Origin of the sequence: Kaistia adipata DSM 17808 (assembly GCF_000423225.1) — a bacterium.
Taxonomy (GTDB): Bacteria; Pseudomonadota; Alphaproteobacteria; order Rhizobiales; family Kaistiaceae; genus Kaistia; species Kaistia adipata.
Map to the genome: position 1 here is coordinate 1,157,279 of NZ_KE383991.1, position 18,346 is coordinate 1,175,624.

Annotated in this window: 20 protein-coding genes; 9 read left to right on the top strand and 11 right to left on the bottom strand. The window is 67.8% G+C overall.

Annotated elements, in window-relative coordinates:
• Window positions 1-17: 17 nt before the first annotated feature.
• The 3 genes from denD to G539_RS0118335 all read left to right on the top strand — a co-directional run bounded on the left by denD (window position 18) and on the right by G539_RS0118335 (window position 2,762).
• Window positions 18-1,007 carry a D-erythronate dehydrogenase gene (gene denD / locus G539_RS0118325; RefSeq protein ID WP_029076491.1) on the top strand — a complete coding sequence of 330 codons (990 nt, stop codon included), beginning with the start codon at window positions 18-20 and terminating at the stop codon, window positions 1,005-1,007.
• Between the two features lie 212 nt (window positions 1,008-1,219).
• The gene (locus G539_RS0118330; RefSeq protein WP_029076492.1) at window positions 1,220-1,987 is read left to right on the top strand and encodes an SDR family NAD(P)-dependent oxidoreductase; all 768 of its coding nucleotides are present in this window, start codon (window positions 1,220-1,222) and stop codon (window positions 1,985-1,987) included.
• Between the two features lie 25 nt (window positions 1,988-2,012).
• Window positions 2,013-2,762 carry an SDR family oxidoreductase gene (locus G539_RS0118335; RefSeq protein WP_029076493.1) on the top strand — a complete coding sequence of 250 codons (750 nt, stop codon included), beginning with the start codon at window positions 2,013-2,015 and terminating at the stop codon, window positions 2,760-2,762.
• 58 nt (window positions 2,763-2,820) lie between these two features.
• Here the strand turns inward: G539_RS0118335 and G539_RS0118340 are convergent, their stop codons facing one another.
• The 3 genes from G539_RS0118340 to G539_RS0118350 form a co-directional block, all read right to left on the bottom strand.
• Entirely contained in the window at window positions 2,821-3,924 is a 1,104-nt protein-coding gene (locus tag G539_RS0118340) for an NAD(P)/FAD-dependent oxidoreductase (protein WP_029076494.1), read from the bottom strand.
• A gap of 275 nt (window positions 3,925-4,199) precedes the next feature.
• A complete protein-coding gene (gene ureG, locus G539_RS0118345) occupies window positions 4,200-4,835 on the bottom strand; it encodes an urease accessory protein UreG (protein ID WP_029076495.1) in 636 nt (211 codons plus the stop codon).
• A 60-nt stretch (window positions 4,836-4,895) separates the two neighbouring features.
• Window positions 4,896-5,477, bottom strand: coding sequence for an urease accessory protein UreE (locus tag G539_RS0118350; RefSeq protein WP_029076496.1), 582 nt, complete (start codon window positions 5,475-5,477; stop codon window positions 4,896-4,898).
• A gap of 324 nt (window positions 5,478-5,801) precedes the next feature.
• Here G539_RS0118350 and G539_RS0118355 point away from each other — a divergent pair, with 324 nt between their 5' ends.
• The 6 genes from G539_RS0118355 to G539_RS0118380 all read left to right on the top strand — a co-directional run bounded on the left by G539_RS0118355 (window position 5,802) and on the right by G539_RS0118380 (window position 11,452).
• Window positions 5,802-6,668 (top strand): urease accessory protein UreD, encoded by an 867-nt coding sequence (locus G539_RS0118355; RefSeq protein WP_051231801.1) that lies wholly within the window; start codon window positions 5,802-5,804, stop codon window positions 6,666-6,668.
• Between the two features lie 23 nt (window positions 6,669-6,691).
• Window positions 6,692-6,994, top strand: a complete 303-nt coding sequence (ureA, locus tag G539_RS0118360; protein ID WP_029076498.1) for an urease subunit gamma — start codon at window positions 6,692-6,694, stop codon at window positions 6,992-6,994.
• Between the two features lie 9 nt (window positions 6,995-7,003).
• Window positions 7,004-7,315, top strand: a complete 312-nt coding sequence (locus tag G539_RS0118365) for an urease subunit beta (RefSeq protein ID WP_029076499.1) — start codon at window positions 7,004-7,006, stop codon at window positions 7,313-7,315.
• Window position 7,316: 1 nt separating this feature from the next.
• A complete protein-coding gene (gene ureC / locus G539_RS0118370) occupies window positions 7,317-9,020 on the top strand; it encodes an urease subunit alpha (RefSeq protein WP_029076500.1) in 1,704 nt (567 codons plus the stop codon).
• Window positions 9,021-9,275: 255 nt separating this feature from the next.
• Window positions 9,276-10,328, top strand: a complete 1,053-nt coding sequence (locus G539_RS0118375; protein ID WP_029076501.1) for an urea transporter — start codon at window positions 9,276-9,278, stop codon at window positions 10,326-10,328.
• 110 nt (window positions 10,329-10,438) lie between these two features.
• Window positions 10,439-11,452, top strand: coding sequence for a L,D-transpeptidase (locus G539_RS0118380; protein WP_035831566.1), 1,014 nt, complete (start codon window positions 10,439-10,441; stop codon window positions 11,450-11,452).
• 399 nt (window positions 11,453-11,851) lie between these two features.
• On the opposite strand, the gene G539_RS0118385 is transcribed toward G539_RS0118380, so the two are convergent.
• From G539_RS0118385 to G539_RS0118420, 8 genes are read right to left on the bottom strand one after another with little or no spacing between them, the layout of a single operon-like run.
• Window positions 11,852-12,529, bottom strand: coding sequence for an urease accessory protein UreF (locus G539_RS0118385; RefSeq protein WP_029076503.1), 678 nt, complete (start codon window positions 12,527-12,529; stop codon window positions 11,852-11,854).
• A gap of 2 nt (window positions 12,530-12,531) precedes the next feature.
• Entirely contained in the window at window positions 12,532-15,633 is a 3,102-nt protein-coding gene (locus G539_RS0118390; RefSeq protein WP_029076504.1) for a proton-conducting transporter transmembrane domain-containing protein, read from the bottom strand.
• Window positions 15,627-15,998: a sodium:proton antiporter gene (locus G539_RS0118395; protein ID WP_035831567.1), complete on the bottom strand. Its 372-nt coding sequence runs from the start codon at window positions 15,996-15,998 to the stop codon at window positions 15,627-15,629. Before G539_RS0118395 ends, G539_RS0118390 begins: the two co-directional genes overlap by 7 nt.
• Window positions 15,999-16,006: 8 nt before the next feature.
• Window positions 16,007-16,870: a hydrogen gas-evolving membrane-bound hydrogenase subunit E gene (gene mbhE / locus G539_RS0118400; RefSeq protein ID WP_029076506.1), complete on the bottom strand. Its 864-nt coding sequence runs from the start codon at window positions 16,868-16,870 to the stop codon at window positions 16,007-16,009.
• Complete coding sequence (mnhG, locus tag G539_RS0118405) at window positions 16,867-17,238, bottom strand: monovalent cation/H(+) antiporter subunit G (protein WP_029076507.1); 372 nt, start codon at window positions 17,236-17,238, stop codon at window positions 16,867-16,869. The genes mbhE and mnhG overlap by 4 nt, the downstream gene beginning before the upstream one ends.
• Window positions 17,235-17,549 (bottom strand): Na(+)/H(+) antiporter subunit B, encoded by a 315-nt coding sequence (locus tag G539_RS25385; protein ID WP_245576901.1) that lies wholly within the window; start codon window positions 17,547-17,549, stop codon window positions 17,235-17,237. Before G539_RS25385 ends, mnhG begins: the two co-directional genes overlap by 4 nt.
• A 2-nt stretch (window positions 17,550-17,551) precedes the next feature.
• Window positions 17,552-17,812 carry an MrpF/PhaF family protein gene (locus G539_RS0118415; protein ID WP_029076508.1) on the bottom strand — a complete coding sequence of 87 codons (261 nt, stop codon included), beginning with the start codon at window positions 17,810-17,812 and terminating at the stop codon, window positions 17,552-17,554.
• A complete protein-coding gene (locus G539_RS0118420) occupies window positions 17,805-18,323 on the bottom strand; it encodes a Na+/H+ antiporter subunit E (protein ID WP_035831568.1) in 519 nt (172 codons plus the stop codon). The genes G539_RS0118415 and G539_RS0118420 overlap by 8 nt, the downstream gene beginning before the upstream one ends.
• Between the last annotated feature and the right edge of the window lie 23 nt (window positions 18,324-18,346).

Genomic DNA, 18,346 nt, shown 5'->3' on the forward strand with positions numbered 1-18,346 from the left:
TGTCGAGGTTTTTCCCAATGCATATCCTCATCATCGGCGCGGCCGGCATGGTCGGTCGCAAGCTCACCGACCGGCTCGTCGCCGACGGCCATCTCGGCGGCAAGGAGGTCAGCCGGCTGACGCTCGCCGATGTCGTCGCCCCCGCCGCGCCGCAGGGCTTTGGCGGCCCGGTCGAGACGCTGACGATCGACCTCTCGGCGCCCGAATCCGCCGCGACGATGATCGCCGGCCGCCCCGACGTGATCTTCCACCTCGCGGCGATCGTCTCCGGCGAGGCCGAGGCCGATTTCGACAAGGGCTACCGCATCAACCTCGACGGCACGCGCTACCTGTTCGACGCGATCCGGCTCGAGAACGGCAGGTCGGGCTACAAGCCGCGCGTCGTCTTCACCTCGTCGATCGCCGTGTTCGGCGCTCCCTTCCCCGAGAAGATCGGCGACGAGTTCTTCACCACGCCGCTCACCAGCTACGGCACGCAGAAGGCGATCGGCGAACTGCTGCTCGCCGACTATTCGCGCCGCGGCTTCTTCGACGGCATCGGCATCCGCCTGCCGACGATCTGCATCCGTCCCGGCAAGCCGAACAAGGCCGCCTCGGGCTTCTTCTCCAACATCCTGCGCGAGCCGCTGGTCGGCATCGAGGCCGTGCTGCCGGTCTCGCCGGACGTGCGCCACTGGTTTGCAAGCCCGCGCGCCGCGGTCGGCTTCCTGATGCATGCCGGCACCATCGACCTCGACAAGGTCGGCCCGCGCCGCACGCTGAACATGCCGGGCCTGTCGGCCACCGTCGGCGAGGAGATCGAGGCGCTGCGCCGCGTCGCGGGTGACGCCGCCGTCAAGCTGATCCGCCACGAGAAGGACGAGACCATCGACCGGATCGTCGCCGGCTGGGCGCGCGATTTCGACACCAAGCGCGCCGAGGGCCTCGGCTTCCAGGCCGAGACCTCGTTCGACCAGATCATCCGCGCCCATGTCGAGGACGAGCTCGGCGGCAAGATCGGCGGCTGAGTTTCAAAGGAGCCTTTCTTCACCTCTCCCTGAGGGAGAGGTCGGAGCGAAGCTCCGGGTGAGGGTTTAGGGAACTCTCCGGACAGACCGTAAACCCTCACCCGCCGGCCCTTGGCCGTCGACCTCCCCCTCAGGGGGAGGTGAGAAACGAGCCTCCAGCGAGATCACGCCTCGCATCAGACGGATCCAACACGAAACCGGAAACAGCTCCGATGGCGACCGACTTCTTCTCCCTCTCCGGCCGCGTCGCCGCGGTGACCGGCGGCGGTTCCGGCATCGGCCTCGCCGGCGCGCAGGCGCTGGCGAAGGCCGGCGCCCGCGTCGTCCTGCTCGACCGCAACCCGGTCGCGGCGGATGTGCTCGCAACGCTCGGCACGACGGCGGAGCATTTTTCCGTCGTCGCCGACGTCGCCGACGAGGCGAGCCTGGAAGCCGCCTTCCGGGCGGTCATCGACCGCGCCGGCGGGATCGACATCCTCGTCAACAGCGCCGGCACGGCGATCCGCCGTCCGGCCGTCGAGCTCTCCGTCGCCGACTGGGACACGGTGGTGAACGTCAACATGACGGGCACCTTCCTCGCCGCCCGCATCGCGGCGCGCCACATGATCGCGGCCGGCACCAGGGGCGCGATCGTCAACGTGTCGTCGATCATGGGGTTTTCCGGCGGCGGGCTCTACCCGAACATCTCCTACCAGACGACCAAGGGCGCGATCGTCAACATGACGCGCGCGCTCGCGGTCGAATGGGCGCCGAACGGCATCCGCGTCAACGCCGTGGCGCCGACCTATGTCCGCACGCCCTTCATCGCCGGCCTGATGGCCGATCCCGAGCTGATCGCCCGGATCGAGGCGATGACGCCGCTGCGCCGCCTCGCCGATCCCGAGGAGGTAGCTAGCGCGATCCTCTTCCTGGCCAGCCCCGGCGCCGCGATGGTCACGGGCCACACGCTGCCGGTCGACGGCGGCTTCCTCGCGCAATAACGAACAGATCCCGGAAGGAAACTCCATGTCCAACAACGGCAAGATCGCGCTCGTCACCGGCGCCGGCACCGGCATCGGCCGGGCCGTCGCGCTGGCGCTCGCCGCCGCCGGCTACCAGCTCGTCGTCACCGGCCGCCGCGCCGAACCGCTCGAGGAAGTAGTCAAGGAGGCCGGCAACGGCGCCATCGCCATCCCCGCCGACATCACCGACGAAGCCTCGGTCGCCGCCCTCTTCGGCGAGATCAAGAACCGCTTCGGCCGCCTCGACGTGCTGTTCAACAATGCCGGCGTCAACGCGCCGCCGGTCAACATCGAGGACCTTGACGTCGCCAAGTGGAAGGCCGTCATCGACACCAACGTCACTGGCGTCTTCCTCTGCACCCAGGCCGCCTTCCGCATCATGAAGGACCAGAAGCCGATGGGCGGCCGCATCATCAACAACGGCTCGATCTCGTCGGTGATGCCGCGCCCGAACTCGGCGCCCTACACCGCTTCCAAGCACGCCGTGCTCGGCCTGACCCGCTCGACCGCGCTCGACGGCCGCAAGTACGACATCGCCTGCGGCCAGATCGACATCGGCAACACCGAGACGCCGATGGCGGCGAAGATGAAGAGTGGCGTGCTGCAGCCGGATCTCTCGATCAAGGTCGAACCGACCTTCGACGTCGAGCATGTCGCCAACGCGGTCGTGCACATGGCCGGCCTGCCGCTCGACACCAACATCCTGCAGATGACGATCATGGCAACCAAGATGCCGCTCGTCGGCCGCGGCTGAGGCTAAGCCCGCCCGCAATACGACGGTCCCGGCTTAGTGGCCGGGATCGTCCCGAGCCCTACCGCAACGCCAGTTCGGCGACGTGGTCGGCGAGCGCCAGCGAGGCGGTGAGGCCGGGGGATTCGATGCCGAAGAGGTTGATCAGGCCGGCGACGCCGTGCACGGCCTGGCCCTGGACGACGAAATCCTGTCCGGGCGCGCCCTTCGGCACGATCTTCGGGCGGATGCCGGCATAGCCGGGCTGCAGGCGCCCGGCGTCGATCTCCGGCCAGTAGCGCTTCACCGCCTCGACGAAGAGCGGCAGCCGCGCCGTGTCGACCTCGTAGTCGATCGCGTCGATCCATTCGACGTCAGGGCCGAAGCGCGCCTGGCCGCCCATGTCGAGGGTGAGATGCGTGCCGAGCCCGCCCGGCACCGGCACGGGATAGATCAGCCGCGAGAACGGCGACCGTCCCGACAGGGTGAAGTAGTTGCCCTTGGCGTAGTAGGCGGTCGGCACGTGCGCCGGATCGAGCCCGGCGATCGTGCCGGCGACGGCCGGCGCGAACAGGCCGGCGGAATTGACCAGCAGGCGCGTGCGCAAGTGCATCGGCTCGGCGCCGCCGATCGACAGCACCAAGCCGTCGCCATCCGGCGTCGCGCCCGCGAGCGGGCTGGAAAACACCACCATGCCGCCTGCGGCCTCGAGGTCGCCCTGCAGCGCCAGCATGTAGGCGTGGCTGTCGATGATGCCGGTCGAGGGCGACAGCAGCGCGCCGGCGCAGCGGAGCGCCGGCTCCAGCGCCACCGCCTCGGCCTCCGACAACTCGACGAGATCGCCGACGCCGTTCGCCGCGGCCCGCGCGATGATCGCGCCGAGCTTCTCCCGCTCGGCCGTGTCGGCGGCGACGATCAGCTTGCCACAGCGGCTGTGCGGCACGCCGCGCTCGGCGCAGTATTCGTAGAGCGCCTGCTTGCCGGCGACGCAGAAGCGCGCCATCAGGCTGCCGGCCGGGTAGTAGATGCCGGCGTGGATGACCTCGCTGTTGCGCGAGGAGGTCTGCGTGCCGATCGCGTCCTCGGCCTCGATCACCAGCACTTCGCGGCCGCGATTGGCGAGCGCCCGCGCCACGGCGAGACCCACGACCCCCGCGCCGACGATGACGCACTCGATTTCATCCATGTGGGCACTCACTTCCACGGAACCGCATCAGCGCGCGCCGCCGGAATCGGGGCGCAAGCCGGTCTATAGAGCAAGACCCGTTTGCGTGAAAACCAGCCCGCCGCCCTCCCCCCGCACAACCATCATCCTGAGGTGCCCGGCGCAGCCGGGCCTCGAAGGAGGGTTCAGGAGGCTCCCTGCCGCGAACCGGCAGGGAGTTTATGAGCGCCGTTGGCCCCTCCTTCGAGGCTTCGCTTCGCGAAGCACCTCAGGATGAAGGTTGAGCCAGGCTTCGCCTATGCCCGCTTGCGCGCGTCGACCCGGAGGCCGCCATGCTCGACGATGTAGTCGATGACGGCGTCGAGCCCCTTGCCGCGCGAAAGGTCGGTGAAGCCGAACGGCCGGGCGCCGCGCATCCGCGCCGCGTCCTTCTCCATCACGTCGAGATCGACGTTCACGTAGGGCGCGAGATCGCTCTTGTTGATGACGAGGAAGTCGGAGCGGGTGATGCCCGGGCCGCCCTTGCGCGGGATTTCCTCGCCCTGGCAGACCGAGATCACATAGATCGTCAGGTCGGCGAGATCGGGCGAGAAGGTCGCGGCCAGATTGTCGCCGCCGGATTCGATGAAGACGATGTCGAGATCCGGAATGCGGCGGCGCAGTTCCGCGATCGCCTGCAGGTTGATCGAGGCATCCTCGCGGATCGCCGTGTGCGGGCAGCCGCCCGTCTCGACGCCCATGATGCGGTCCTCGGACAGCGCCTGCCGGCGCACGAGGATCATCGCGTCCTCCTGGGTGTAGATGTCGTTGGTGACGACGCCGACCGAGAATTCCTCGCGCAGTGCCTTGCAGAGCTTTTCCGTCAGCGTCGTCTTGCCGGAACCGACGGGTCCGCCGATGCCGACGCGCAGGGGGCCATTCTTCGATGTCATGGGCGGATGCCTCGCTTCGCTGTCTGTTCGGCTGTTTGTTCGGCGACCGGACCGGCGGTCCTAGTCGTGGCGATGACCGCCGTGACCGTGCCCATGATGATGATGGTCATGGTCGTGGTGGTCGCCGTGATCGTGATGATGATCATGGCCATGGTGATGATCGTGATCATGGTGGTCGTGGCCATGCGCAGGGCCGCCATGGCCGGAATAGGCGCCGCGCACCGGATTGAACTGGGCGACGATGTCCTTGACCCGCGCGCCCAGCCCTTCGAGCATTGCCTTGATGACGTGATCGCGCAGGATGAGAATGCGGGTCGGCTCGATCGCCGCCGCGAGATGGCGGTTGCCGATATGCCAGGCGAGTTCGGAGAGGTGCACCGGATCGCGCCCGAGCACCTCGTAAAGCGGCTCGTAGGCGGCGGCGACGACGATCTCGCCGCCCGCCTCGATCACCAGCCGGTCATCCGCCTCGAGCACGACCGGCTCGGCGAGGTCGACGAGAACCTTGCGGCCATCGACGAGCTCCACGGTGCGGCGGCGCAGGTGCCGTTCGTCATGCGGCAGCACGGCGCGGCCGAGCGGCTGCCCCTGGTCGTCGCCCTCGAATTCCGATGCGCGCCTGACGGCGACTGCCCTCAACATTCCGTTTCCCCGCTCTGACGATGCTTCGGCCGAAGCCGCGTCCACTATAGCAGCGCCCCGTCCGACCGCGCGAACGAAGCTCGCCGCAATCTGCTCATTTCGGAGGCGGAAGAAAAGCGCCGCCGCGCAAATCGGGACGAGATGGCAAGCTCCGGGATGGTGCGCCCAGACGATGACAATTTAGGCCCACGCTACGGAATTTTGGGATTGTCGCGAGCAATCGAGCGTGTGATAGGCTGAACTCACAACCGCCCTGCCACCGGCCAATTGGCCCTTCGGTCCGGAGCCCAAGACGTGAAGCCGCTGCTGATCGCCGATGCCGCCATGCCCGACGCGACGGTGATTTCGCGCGCGCATTATGACGCATCGCCCAGCCGCTGGCTGGCCGAGCTCGAGCTCTGGTTCGCGCCCGCCGCCGGCAAGACGCGGCTGATGCGCCGCCGCCATCTCGGTCCGCTCGTCGTGCAGAAGCCCTTCCATCCCGAAAAGGACGGCACCTGCCACATCTACCTGCTGCATCCGCCGGGCGGTGTCGCGGGTGGTGACGAGCTCGACCTCAGCTTCCACGTCGCGCCCGCCTCGCGCGCGCTGCTGACGACGCCGGGCGCCACCAAGTTCTATCGCGCCGAGCATGGCCTGAGCACGCAGCGCACAACGATCGACGTCGCCGAGGGCTCGGTCTGCGAATACCTGCCGCAGGAGACGATCCTGTTCGACGGCGCCAATGCCGCGGTCGACACGCGGGTCAGCCTTGCCGGCGACGCGACCTATGTCGGCTGGGACTTCTTCTGCCTCGGGCGCCCGGCCGCCGACGAACGCTTCGAGAACGGCCGCCTCCGGCAGCGGATCGAGATCACGCGCGACGGAAGGCCGATCTGGTTCGAGGCCATGCAGCTTCCCGGCGGCGCGCCCGTGATGGCGGCGACGCACGCGCTCGCCGGGCAGCCGACCTTCGGCACACTGGTCTATGCCGGACCGCTTGCCGAGGACGCGGCCGCGCGCGTCCGCGCCGCGATCGGCGAGGATGGCGACGGCGTCTTCTCCGTCAGCCAGCTCGAGCACGTCGTCGTCTGCCGATATCTCGGCCCGCGCGTTTCCGCCGGAAAGGCGCTCTTCGCCAGGGCCTGGGGCGCGCTTCGGATTTCATGCCAGGGCAAGGCGGCCAGTCCGCCGCGCATCTGGGCCACGTAACACCGATCCAAAGGGGGACCGCGATGGAACTTCTGCCACGCGAGAAAGACAAGCTTCTGCTCTTCACCGCAGCCTTGCTGGCCGAGCGCCGCCTGGCCCGCGGCGTCAAGCTCAACTACCCCGAAGTCATCGCCTATATCTCGGCGGCCATCCTCGAAGGCGCGCGCGACGGCAGGACCGTCGCCGACCTGATGTCCTACGGCGCCACGCTGCTCACGCGGGACCAGGTCATGGATGGCGTGCCGGAGATGATCCACGACATCCAGGTCGAAGCCACCTTCCCCGACGGGACCAAGCTGGTCACCGTCCACAACCCGATTCCGTAGGGGCGTGTCATGATTCCAGGCGAATTCATCCTCGAGGACGGCAACATCGAGCTCAATGTCGACCGCGAGAAGCGGTCCATCGATGTCGCCAATTCCGGCGACCGCCCGATCCAGGTCGGCTCGCACTACCATTTCTACGAGACCAACACGGCCCTTCACTTCGATCGCGACAAGGCCAGGGGCTTCCGCCTGAACATTCCGGCCGGCACCGCCGTCCGCTTCGAGCCGGGCCAGGCGCGCACCGTCGAGCTGGTGGCGCTGGCAGGCGACCGCACCGTCTATGGCTTCAACGCCAAGGTCATGGGAAAGCTGGAGAGCTGAGATGGCGAGCATCACGCGTGAAAACTACGCCTCCCTCTACGGCCCGACCAAGGGCGACAGGGTCCGGCTGGCCGATACCGACCTGATCATCGAGATCGAGGAAGACCGCACCGTCTATGGCGACGAAGTCACCTTCGGCGGCGGCAAGGTCATCCGCGACGGCATGGGCCAGAGCCAGCGCAACGCCGCCGAGGTCGCCGATCTCGTGATCACCAACGTGATCATCCTCGACCACTGGGGCATCATCAAAGCCGATGTCGGCGTCAAGGACGGCCGGATTTCCGGCATCGGCAAGTCGGGCAACCCCGACATCCAGCCGGGCGTCGACATCATCATCGGCCCGGGCACCGACGTCATCGCCGGCGAGGGCAAGATCCTCACCGCCGGCGGCATCGACACGCATATCCACTTCATCGCGCCGCAGCAGGCCGAGGAAGCGCTGACCAGCGGCACCACGACATTGGTCGGCGGCGGCACCGGCCCCTCGGTCGGCACGCTCGCCACCACCGTGACGCCCGGCCCCTGGTACATCCACCGCATGCTGGAGGCGACCGAGGCGCTGCCGATCAATGTCGGCCTGCTCGGCAAGGGCAACGCTTCGCTGCCCGAGCCGCTGCGCGAACAGATCCGCGCCGGCGTCATCGGCCTGAAGCTGCACGAGGACTGGGGCACCACGCCTGCGGCGATCGACAACTGCCTCTCCGTCGCCGACGAGATGGACGTCCAGGTCGCGCTGCACTCGGACACGCTGAACGAGAGCGGCTTCGTCGCCGACACCTTCGCCGCGATGAAGGGCCGCGCCATCCACTCCTTCCACACGGAAGGCGCGGGCGGCGGCCACGCCCCCGACATCATCACCGCGGCCGGCCAGGAGAACATCCTGCCGTCCTCGACCAATCCGACGCGGCCCTACACGATCAACACCATCGACGAGCATCTCGACATGCTGATGGTGTGCCATCACCTGAGCCCGCAGATCCCCGAGGACGTCGCCTTCGCGGAATCCCGCATCCGCAAGGAGACGATCGCGGCCGAGGACATCCTGCACGATCTCGGCGCCTTCTCGATGATGTCGTCGGACTCGCAGGCCATGGGCCGCATCGGCGAGACGACGCTGCGCTGCTGGCAGACCGCGCACAAGATGAAGGTGCAGCGCGGGCCGCTGCCGGAAGACAGCGACCGCAACGACAATTTCCGCTGCAAGCGCTATGTCGCCAAGTACACGATCAACCCGGCCATCACGCACGGCTTCGCGCATGAGATCGGTTCGATCGAAGTCGGCAAGCGCGCCGACCTCGTGCTCTGGAAGACGTCGTTCTTCGGCGTGAAGCCGTCGCTCGTCCTGCTCGGCGGCATGATCGCCACGGCGCCGATGGGCGACCCGAACGCCTCGATCTCGACGCCGCAGCCGGTGCACTACCGGCCGATGTACGGCGTGCTCGGCCGCGCCCGCGGCAAGACCGGCGTCACCTTCGTGTCGCAGGCGGCCCTCGACGACAATATTGGCGAGAAGCTGTCGCTGCAGAAGCAGCTGGTCGCGGTCAAGGGCACGCGCGGCGTGCGCAAGAAGGACATGATCCACAACACGCTGACGCCGAAGATCGAGGTCGACCCGCAGAACTACCAGGTGCGGATCGACGGCGAGCTGATCACCTGCGAGCCGGCGGAAAGCCTGCCGATGGCGCAGCGCTACTTCCTGTTCTGACGGGATCCGCCGCGACCAACACGAACCCCACCGGGCCGGACACGTCTGGTGGGGTTTTTCTTTCGGGGGGCCAGGTGAAACGGGCTTCTCACCTCTCCCTGAGGGAGAGGTCGACGGCCGCAGGCCGGCGGGTGAGGGTTTACGGCCTCACCGGAGAATTCCCTAAACCCTCACCCGGCTCTTCGAGCCGACCTCTCCCTCAGGGAGAGGTGAAGAACCAGGCAGATTGATCTTGCTCCAGGGGGAGAGAGAGACGTGACCCAGACAGATTTTCCGTTCCAGGACCGGTTTCGCGACCATCCGACGCTCGGCTTCGTCGACTGGTCGCTGCGCGGCGTCGGCCAGGTGGTGTTCCAGAACAACCCGCTCACCGGGCTGATCATCCTGCTGGCGCTCTATTTCAACTCGACCGTCTACGGCACGATCTGCATCCTCGGCGTCGTCGTGGCGACGGCGACGGCGATGCTGCTCAAGGCCGACAAGGGGCTGATCCGCGACGGCCTGTTCGGCTTCAACGGCGCGCTGGTCGGCCTGTCGCTCGTCGCCTTCACCAGCGCCGACTTCCGCACCGGCGCCGTCCCCTCCGCCGCCATGACGGTCTACATCATCTTCGCCGCCGCGATGACGACCATCGTGTTCTCGTCGCTGGCGACGCTGCTCGGCCCACACAAGGTGGCGGCGCTCACCGCGCCTTTCGTGCTGACCGGCTGGCTGTTCCTGTTCGCGGTGCTGAAATTCGCCAATATCGAGGCCGGGCCGCTCGCGAAGCCCGTCTCGCCCGACCAGTACGACGCGGCGATCGCCTATGCGCTGCCCACCTGGTACATGGGCATCGGCAACGGCATCGGGCAGATCTTCTTCCAGGACAACTGGATCAGCGGCTACCTGATCGTCGTCGGCATCGCCGTCAATTCGCGCATCTCGGCCGGCATGGCGCTGATCGGCGCGGCCGGCGCGGCGCTGGTCGCGGTGATCTTCGGCGGCCCGGAAGGCGCGATCCGCGACGGACTGTTCGGCTATAACGCCGCGCTGACGGCGATCGCGCTCGGCGGCTTCTTCCTCGTCCTGACCTGGCGCAGCTTCCTCTACACGCTGTTCGGCATCGTCGTGACCACCTGGCTCTGGGCCTCGATCGCCATCTTCCTGAAGCCGATCGGCATGCCGGTGCTGACCTCGACCTTCGTGCTCGTCACCTGGCTGATGCTGATCGGCCAATACGGCTTCAAGGCGCTCGTTCCGGTGCCGCCGGCCGAGGCGACGACGCCGGAGGACAACCGCGCCCGGTACCTGGCGGGTGGCGGCGAGTAGCCGCCCCGCCACGCGGCCGGGCGCCGGGCAGACCGAATGATTGTTGCGGATTGCGCAGCACAACCGTAAGCATCGAGAGGGTTGATTCGACGCAGCGACAGGGGAGCCCCATGACCGGATCATTCGTTCTTTCGCGCCGCGGACTTCTACTCGGCACCGCCACCCTGCTCGCGACGCCGGGCCATGGCCCCGTCTTCGCCGACACGGTCGAGACGGTCGCGGCGATGAAGCCGGGCGAATTCACCTGGCACCCGGATCGCTCGCCTTCCGGCCCCGTCGCCGTCGTCGTCTCGCTGCCCGACCAGCGCGTCTATGTCTACCGCAACGGCATCCGCATCGGCGTCTCCACCTGCTCGACCGGCAAGCCCGGCCACGAGACGCCGACCGGCGTGTTCACGATCCTGCAGAAGGACAAGAACCACCATTCGTCGACCTATAACGATGCGCCGATGCCGAACATGAACCGGCTGACCTGGTCGGGCATCGCGCTGCATGCCGGCAAGCTGCCGGGCTTTCCGGCCTCGCATGGCTGCGTCCGCCTGCCGATGGCGTTCTCGGCGGACCTGTTCGGCATCACCCATGTCGGCACGCCTGTGATCATCGCCGATACGACCACCTTCCCGCCGAACGTCGTGCATCCCGGCATGGTGCTCTCGGAAACGGCCGAGCAGGATTTCGACCACGCGGTGGCGAACCTGAAAGACAAGAAGATCCCGACCTCGGCCGAGCATCCTTACCAGCCGCCGGCGACGGCGATCATGGTGTCGAGCGCCGACAAGAAGATCGTCGTGCTCGACGATGGCGAGGTGGTCGCCGAAGGGCCGGTGACGCTCGTGGATCCCTCGAAGCCGCTCGGCAGCCACGTCTTCATCCTGTCGCACCTCAACACCGACCAGGGCGCGCTGCACTGGCAGCCGATCGGCTTCAGCACCGATCCGAGCCAGGCGGCGATGAACGCCGACCAGGCGACGCTGACCCGCATCCGCGCCGACCGTGCCGTCAACGATGCGATCCGGAGCCGGATGAAGCCCGGCATCGTGCTGGTGACGGTCGACCTGCCGCTCTCGGCCGACAGCCGCTCGGGCAAGGACTTCGTCATCATGAACGACCAGCACACGGTCTGAGACGGTTTCAGGCCAGGCTCCGACTGCCACGCGGAGGCTCCGTCATCCCCGCGAAGGCGGGGATCCATGCATCCGCGGCATCGGGAGGTTCGCGCGACGAGCAACCCGGCTGAAATGGATCCCGGCTCGGAGGCCGGGATGACGGCGAGCGTGTGGCTCGCGGCGGAGTGTCGTCGGCGGAAGGTCGCCTGCGGCGGAGGGGGCGGTTCGCCGCCCCAAACCTCGGCCATCATCCTGAGGTGCCCGGTGAAGCCGGGCCTCGAAGGAGGGTCCAGGGATCGCCCGCAAGCGGATTAGCTTTGGCCTACGACCCGACGTGCCTCGCTGGATCCTCCTTCGAGGCTTCGCTGAAGCACCTCAGGATGAGGGCGGAGCGGTTCCGACCGGACGCCCCCGCCCCTACGACCGGAACAGCCGCGAATACTGCGTCTCGTGCCAGGCGCTGGCCATCGCCATCGCGACCGAGACGTTGCCGATTTCGTCGTCGTCGAGCGTCCGCGCCGTCGCGACGCCGCGCTCGATGACCGGCGTCGCCGCGATCAGGATGCGCTGGCCGGCCGTGTGGCCGAGGCGGACGAGCCGCATCGCCGCCGCCACCTGGCCCTCGACAATGGTCCACATCAGGCCCTTCAGCGCCGCGGCGGGCGCGACCTGCCAGTGATGCGCGGCGATGGCGAAGGCGGCGGGATAGGTGAGCTGCTCACCCCGCAAGCGGAGCGCGCCGGGCACGTCGAGATCGGCGAGCAGCGTCAAGAGCGCCTCGCCCATGCGGCGGTCTTCCAGCTGCAATTCGCGGCTCTCGCGGCCGGCGGCGAGCCAGGCGTCGAGGCGCAGGAATTCGTCATGATCCGACGCGGCCAATGCCGCCATCATCCGCCAGAACAGCGCACCGTCGAGCCGGGCGAAGCTTTCCTCCAGCGTGCCGAGGATCCAGTCTTGCGCGGATGCCTCGTCCGTGACCCAGCCGGCCTCGGCGGCGTATTCAAGCCCGCGCGAATAGGAGAAGGCGCCGACCGGCAGGCTCGGGCTGACCAGCCGCAACAGGTGAAGCGGAATGGCGTCTTGGTGATCCGTCATCGTCAACCTCCGATCCAGAACCCAGCCGGTCCCAGGCTCGCGGCATAGAGCGCGAGGAAATAGATGAGAACATAGAGCGCGTAGGTCTGGCCGTTGCCGGTATAGAGCTGCCGGACGGTCGCGGCCGTCGCCAGCGTGAAGCCGGTGACGCCGTTCCAGAACTCGGTCGCGACCGGCGGCAGCATGCGCTCGATCACCGAGCGATAGTAGCCGTAGAAGCGCGCGAGATTGCCCGTCCTGCGGCCGGCGCCGCTCCGGTAGACGAGCCAGGCGATGACGCCGAGGATCGCCGCCACCGCCACGGCGCCGATCATCCACGGCGTCGGGTTCCAGGTGCCATAGATCGTGTAGAGCGACATGCCCTCCCAGACGAGCGTCGCCGCGAACTGCGGATCGATCGCCGCCGAGACGGGGTCCATCAGGAGCTTCGGATAGAGCGACAGCACCAGGATGCCGATGACGAGCAGGGCCTGCGGCACGATCAGCGCGAGCGGCACCTCGCGGATATCCGCCTGCCCGGCCGGACGCGGCCCGAAGAACAGGCCGGCGACGAGGCGGATCATGTAGAGGAAGCCGAGGAAGGTGGCGACGAGACCCACCACCGCCAGCCAGATCCAGCCCTTCTCCGTCATCGCCGACAGAAGCAGCCACTTGCCGCCAAAACCCATCAGCGGCGGCAGGCCGGACATCGACAGAATGGCGATGGCGACCAGGCCGAAGGTGACGGGCATGGCGCGGGCGAGCCCGCCCGTGCCGGCGAAGTCGCGCGTGCCGGTGCGCAAGATGATGCCGGCGACGGCGAGGAACAGGATGCCCTTCACCATCAGATGGTTGGCGACGAGATAGAGCGCCGTCACCCAGCCGAGATGGCTCATCAGCGCGATCGCGGTGACGATGTAGCCGAGCTGGCTCATGCTCGAATAAGCGAGCAGGCGCTTGAAGTCGGTCTGGCGCAGCGCCAGCAGCGCGCCGGCGATCGTCGTCAGCATGCCGACCCAGGCCATGCCATGCGCGATCTCGATCGAGACCTCCGAGCGGATAGCGAGATAGGTGCCGATCAGGAGACCGAACATCGCCACCTTGCTGACGACAGCGGAGAGCATGGCGGTGAAGTCGTCGTCGGCTTCCGCATAAGCGCCCGGCAGCCAGACATGCACGCCGACCGCGCCGGCCTTGATCAGGAAGCCGATGGCGAGCAGCACGAAGGCGATCGTCGCGTCCGGCCCGCTGGTGACCAGCGCCGTCAGGCTGGTGGTGCCGGAGAGCGCGGCGATGCCGGCGAAGCCCGCGAGCAGGAAGAAGGCCGAGACCAGCGAGAACAGCAGGAATGTCAGGACATGCGGCCCCGCGCCCCTGCCCTTGGCGATCAGGAAGCAGGAAGCGAGCGTGATGATTTCCCAGTGGTAGAAGAATTCGAGGCTGGTCGCGGAGCGAAGCAGCGCCGGTATCGAGATCAGCAGCACCGCCAGCATCGGGTAGTAGCCGGGGCGGCGGTCGTCACGATAGAGGCCGCCGGCGGCGATCACGACGCTCCCGGCGAGCAGCAGCGCGGCGAAGAGCCAGGCGATCCCCTCCGCGCTTTCGGCGAGCCAGCCGCCGACGAGCGCGACCGCGATCAGCATCAGCACGGCCTTGAGCCGGCCGGGCAGCCGGTCGAACGCGTAGAGGATGACGCCGACCACGAGCGGCGCGAACAGCCAGAGCGCGCCGGCGCCGGAAACGCGTGCCGCCACATAACCCGCACCGACGAGGAGCAGCGCGACGCCATAGACCGGCAGCAGCGCGACCAGATCCGGCCCGGCGCCTGCCCGCGCCTCGGCGGGGCGGAGCGCGCGGACGAACCAGTTGAACATGTAGGCCGCCTCGAGCAGCGAGCCCGCGAGGATCAGCGCCACCCAGGGCAGCCGGCCGAGGCTCGTCAGCTGCATCACCAGCTCCCACTTGGCCCAGAAGCCGGGGAAAGGCGGCAGGCCGGCGATCGCCACCATGAAGAGCGCGAGCAGGCCGAGCAGCAGCGGCCGCCCCGACAGGCTGGTGCGCGCGTCGACATCGTCCTGCTTCAGCACGCCGGCAAGCCAGAACAGCCCTGCCTTGGCGAGCAGGTGGTTGATGAACAGCCCGCCGACGACGAGCGGGATCGAGGCGGTCGCGCCGATCTCGGTCAGGAGCGCCAGCGCCAGCGCCATCAGGCCCATCTGGCTGATCGAGGAATAGCCGAGCAGGCGCTGCACCTTGGTCTGCTTCAACCCGACCAGGTTGGAGAACAGGAAGGTGATGCCGCCCGAAACCGCGATCAGGCCTAGCTGGCCCTCGAACAGCGGCAGCAGCTTCCAGAGCGCGAAGAACACGCCGGCCGAGACGCCGACCGACACCATCGAGGCGACGCCGCTCGGCGCCGTCTCGTAGACGTCGAGCCCCCAGCCATTGGCCGGGAACGGCTTCAATTCGAGGATCAGGCAGGCGAGCACCATCAGGAGCGCCGTGGCGCCGATCGGGCCAGTGATGTGCTCACGCTCGGCGATCAGCGTGTCGATGTTGAGCGTGCCGGTGACGTAGTAGAGCAGCACCGTGCCGAGCAGGAAGAAGGTCGAGGCGATCACCGTCGCCATGATGAACTTGAAGGCCGCGCCGATCGCCGCCGGCGTCCGCTCGAGCGCCAAGAGGCCATAGGTGGCGATCGAGACGATCTCGAGGAAGACGAAGAGATTGAAGAGATCCCGCGTCATCACCATGCCGTCTATGCCCATCACCAGGATGAGATAGAGGAGCAGCGCGCCGTAATTGCCCTTGAGGCGATCCCAGAGATGCAGCGCCCCCAGGAGCGAGACGAGGCCGACCGAAAAGGCAAAGAAGCCTTCCTGCAGGCCGAAGCGCAGGTTGATCGAGAGCGGCGGCGCGAAGCCAGCCGTCAGCACCTCGATCGGCGTGCCGGACTGGTACACCTCGAAAAGCGAGACGCCGCTGACAGCGACGATGCCGGCGAGGGCCAGCCAGAAGCCGGCATGCAGCCACGGCTTGCCGAGCCTATAGAGCAGCGGGATGACGAAGCCGCCGCCGAGCCCGAGCAGGAAGATGTTCAGCGGGTGGAACAGGGACGCTACCATTTCGACTCCGTGAACGCGTCGATCGAGAGCGTCTTCTTGGCGGCATAGAGGCGGATGGCGAAGCCGAGCATGACGGCCGTCACCGCGAAGCCGATGACGATCGCCGTCACGACCAGCGCCGAGGGGATCGGGTCGATGGCGCGGCTCGCCGCCTCCGCCGTTGTGAGCGCGCGGTCGATGATCGGCGCGGTGCCGGCGGTGATGTAGCCCGTCGCGACCATCACCAGCCGCAGGCCGGTATCGAACACGGTGAAGCAGATGATGATCCGCATGATGTTGCGGTGGGTCAGCATGCCCCAGAGCCCGATCAGCGCAAGCAGGAAGCCCGTGACCAGAAGGATGGTGGAAACCGGAAGGCCCGTCATTGCCCCTCTCAGCTCCTGAACCGGTCGATGATGACGGAGAGCTCGGCGCCGACCTTGATGCCGAGCAGGGCCGAGATCAGCGGGATCGCGCCGGCGCTGACGAAGGCGCCGAGCTCGCCCCTGGGCAGGAAGCGCGGATCGAGGAATCCGGCCGCGAAGATCAGGCCGACGATGCCGAGCGAGACGTAGAGCACGCCGGCGAAGGATTCGATCACGCTCAAGAGCGCCACGTTGAGGCGCGAACCCGGCCGGGCCAGCAGCATCAGCATGGCGCCGGAGGCGACGATGGCGCCGCCCTGGAAGCCGCCGCCGGCCGAGAGATGGCCATTGACGATGACATAGGCGCCGAAGGTGAAGATCAGCGGCAAGAGCACGTCTGTGCCGGTGCGCACGATCTCGCTCGGCTCGCCGGCCTGTGCCTCGGCCGAGTCGGCCTCCGACGCGGCGGCGCCGGCCAACGCCGTGCCGGCCGATGCAGGGGTCGCCGACGCGGCGCGGTTCGCCGCCACCGACGCGGCCCGCGCGGCGGCGGCCTTGGCGGCGGGCGTGTTGGCCGCCGCGCGCCGCGCGCCGGTCGCCTTCGCCGCCAGGGTCGGGGCGTTCGTCGACTTCGTCTCGTCCTTCTTGAGCAGAAGGCCGATGCTCGCCGCCACCATGAACAGCACCGCGACCTCGCCGAGCGTGTCGAAGCCGCGATAGGTGATCAGGATGCCGGTGATGATGTTGGGCGTGCCGAGGTCGCGCGGCGCCTCGATGACGTATTGAGTCGCGAGCGGGCGGAGCGCCGAGAGTTCGACATAGGAGCCGATCAGGCGGGCAAAGATCAGGCCGAACAGGACCACGACGAGCGCGACGACGATGTGGCGCATCATGACCGCTTCCTCCCGGGCTTGCGAGGCTTGGGCGGCGCGCCCTCGTCGCCGGCCTCGTCCTCGGCCAGCGCGTCGACCATGGTGGTTCCGGTCATCGGCGTGCGGATGCGGTAGGCCGCGCGCGACAGCGCATGCGACGAGACCGGGTTGGTCATCAGCACGAAATAGATCACCAGGATCAGCTTGAAGATCCAGCCCGGGTGATAGAAGGCGAGCCCGGTCAGCACGAGCATGTTGCCGAGTGTCGTCGCCTTGGTGCCGGCCTGGATGCGGGTATAGGCGTCGGGCATGCGCAGCAGCCCGAGCCCGGCCGAGAACAGGAAGACGGCGCCGGCGAGGATGAAGAGACTGCCGATCAGCTCGATCATGCGCCGCCCCTCGCCTTGCCGGCCGAGACCCGCCTGCCGCCGGTTGCCTTCGGCTCAGGCTTCTCGGCCTCGTCCTTGCCGTTGCCGGTCTTGCGGATGGCGTAGAGGAAGATGAAAGTCGCGAGCCCCGATCCGATCGCCGCCTCGGCCATCGCCACGTCGGGGGCGGCGAGCAGCAGGAACGACACCGCCGCGAACAGGCTGGCGAGACCGGCGGCGACCATCGCCGCCAGCAGGTTCTTGAGGCAGACGGCGAGGACGCCGGCGGCGAGGATGCTGGCGCAGACCAGCAGGAGCAGGAACTCGAGCACGGCTAGAGCCCCTTTTCCAGGAAACGCGCGATCGCCAGCACGGCCAGGAAGCTGAGCAGGCCGTAAACCAGCGCCACGTCGAGATAGGCGAAGCGGCCGGAGACATGCGCGTAGAGCGCGATCAGCGACAGCGAGATGACGGTCAACGCGTCGATCGCGACGATGCGGTCGACCAGCGTCCGGCCGAGGATGAGGCGGATCACGGCGAACAGGATCGCGAAGAAGATCAGGACCGCGGCGATCTGGATGATGATCTCAGCCAAAAACCTTCTCCAGGTGATCCTCGAAGGGGCCGGCCATCGCCGCGCTCGCGACCTCAGTATCGGTCGACTGGACGTCGAGCCAGTGGATGTAGAGGAGTTCGTCCTTCACATCGAGGACGAGCGAGCCCGGTGTCAGCGCGATCGTGTTGGCGAGCGCCAGCCGGCCGATCGGCGACTTGAGCTTCGTCCGCACCCGGACGACGCCCGGCTTGATGTCGATGCGCGGCGAATAGACGATCTTCATCATCGCCACATTCGCCTTCACCAGTTCGACCAGGAACGTCCCGGTATAGGCGAGGAAATGATAGAAGCCGGAGGGCGTCCAGCGGATCCGCCGCCAGGCGTCGCTCGACGTCGTGAAGGCGTAGGCGAGCGCGAAGGTGAGCACAGCGCCGAGCAGCGCCACCTCGACGGCGAGCGTCGAATTGGCGGCCATCCAGACGACGAACAGCACGACCCAAAGGCTCAGCAGCCCCTGCGGCGCGACGGCCTTCCGACGTTTCGTATCCAAGATTTCCGCCCCCGACGACTGGT

Coding starts and splice junctions, on each gene's coding strand:
- G539_RS0118330 (WP_029076492.1), top strand. CDS start 1,220: ATGGCGACCGACTTCTTCTCCCTCTCCGGCCGCGTCGCCGCGGTGACC.
- ureG (WP_029076495.1), bottom strand. CDS start 4,835: ATGACATCGAAGAATGGCCCCCTGCGCGTCGGCATCGGCGGACCCGTC.
- mnhG (WP_029076507.1), bottom strand. CDS start 17,238: ATGATCGAGCTGATCGGCAGTCTCTTCATCCTCGCCGGCGCCGTCTTC.
- G539_RS0118385 (WP_029076503.1), bottom strand. CDS start 12,529: ATGACGGATCACCAAGACGCCATTCCGCTTCACCTGTTGCGGCTGGTC.
- denD (WP_029076491.1), top strand. CDS start 18: ATGCATATCCTCATCATCGGCGCGGCCGGCATGGTCGGTCGCAAGCTC.
- G539_RS0118365 (WP_029076499.1), top strand. CDS start 7,004: ATGATTCCAGGCGAATTCATCCTCGAGGACGGCAACATCGAGCTCAAT.
- ureC (WP_029076500.1), top strand. CDS start 7,317: ATGGCGAGCATCACGCGTGAAAACTACGCCTCCCTCTACGGCCCGACC.
- G539_RS0118340 (WP_029076494.1), bottom strand. CDS start 3,924: ATGGATGAAATCGAGTGCGTCATCGTCGGCGCGGGGGTCGTGGGTCTC.
- G539_RS0118335 (WP_029076493.1), top strand. CDS start 2,013: ATGTCCAACAACGGCAAGATCGCGCTCGTCACCGGCGCCGGCACCGGC.
- G539_RS0118380 (WP_035831566.1), top strand. CDS start 10,439: ATGACCGGATCATTCGTTCTTTCGCGCCGCGGACTTCTACTCGGCACC.
- G539_RS0118355 (WP_051231801.1), top strand. CDS start 5,802: ATGCCCGACGCGACGGTGATTTCGCGCGCGCATTATGACGCATCGCCC.
- G539_RS0118395 (WP_035831567.1), bottom strand. CDS start 15,998: ATGACGGGCCTTCCGGTTTCCACCATCCTTCTGGTCACGGGCTTCCTG.
- mbhE (WP_029076506.1), bottom strand. CDS start 16,870: ATGATGCGCCACATCGTCGTCGCGCTCGTCGTGGTCCTGTTCGGCCTG.
- ureA (WP_029076498.1), top strand. CDS start 6,692: ATGGAACTTCTGCCACGCGAGAAAGACAAGCTTCTGCTCTTCACCGCA.
- G539_RS0118390 (WP_029076504.1), bottom strand. CDS start 15,633: ATGGTAGCGTCCCTGTTCCACCCGCTGAACATCTTCCTGCTCGGGCTC.
- G539_RS0118350 (WP_029076496.1), bottom strand. CDS start 5,477: ATGTTGAGGGCAGTCGCCGTCAGGCGCGCATCGGAATTCGAGGGCGAC.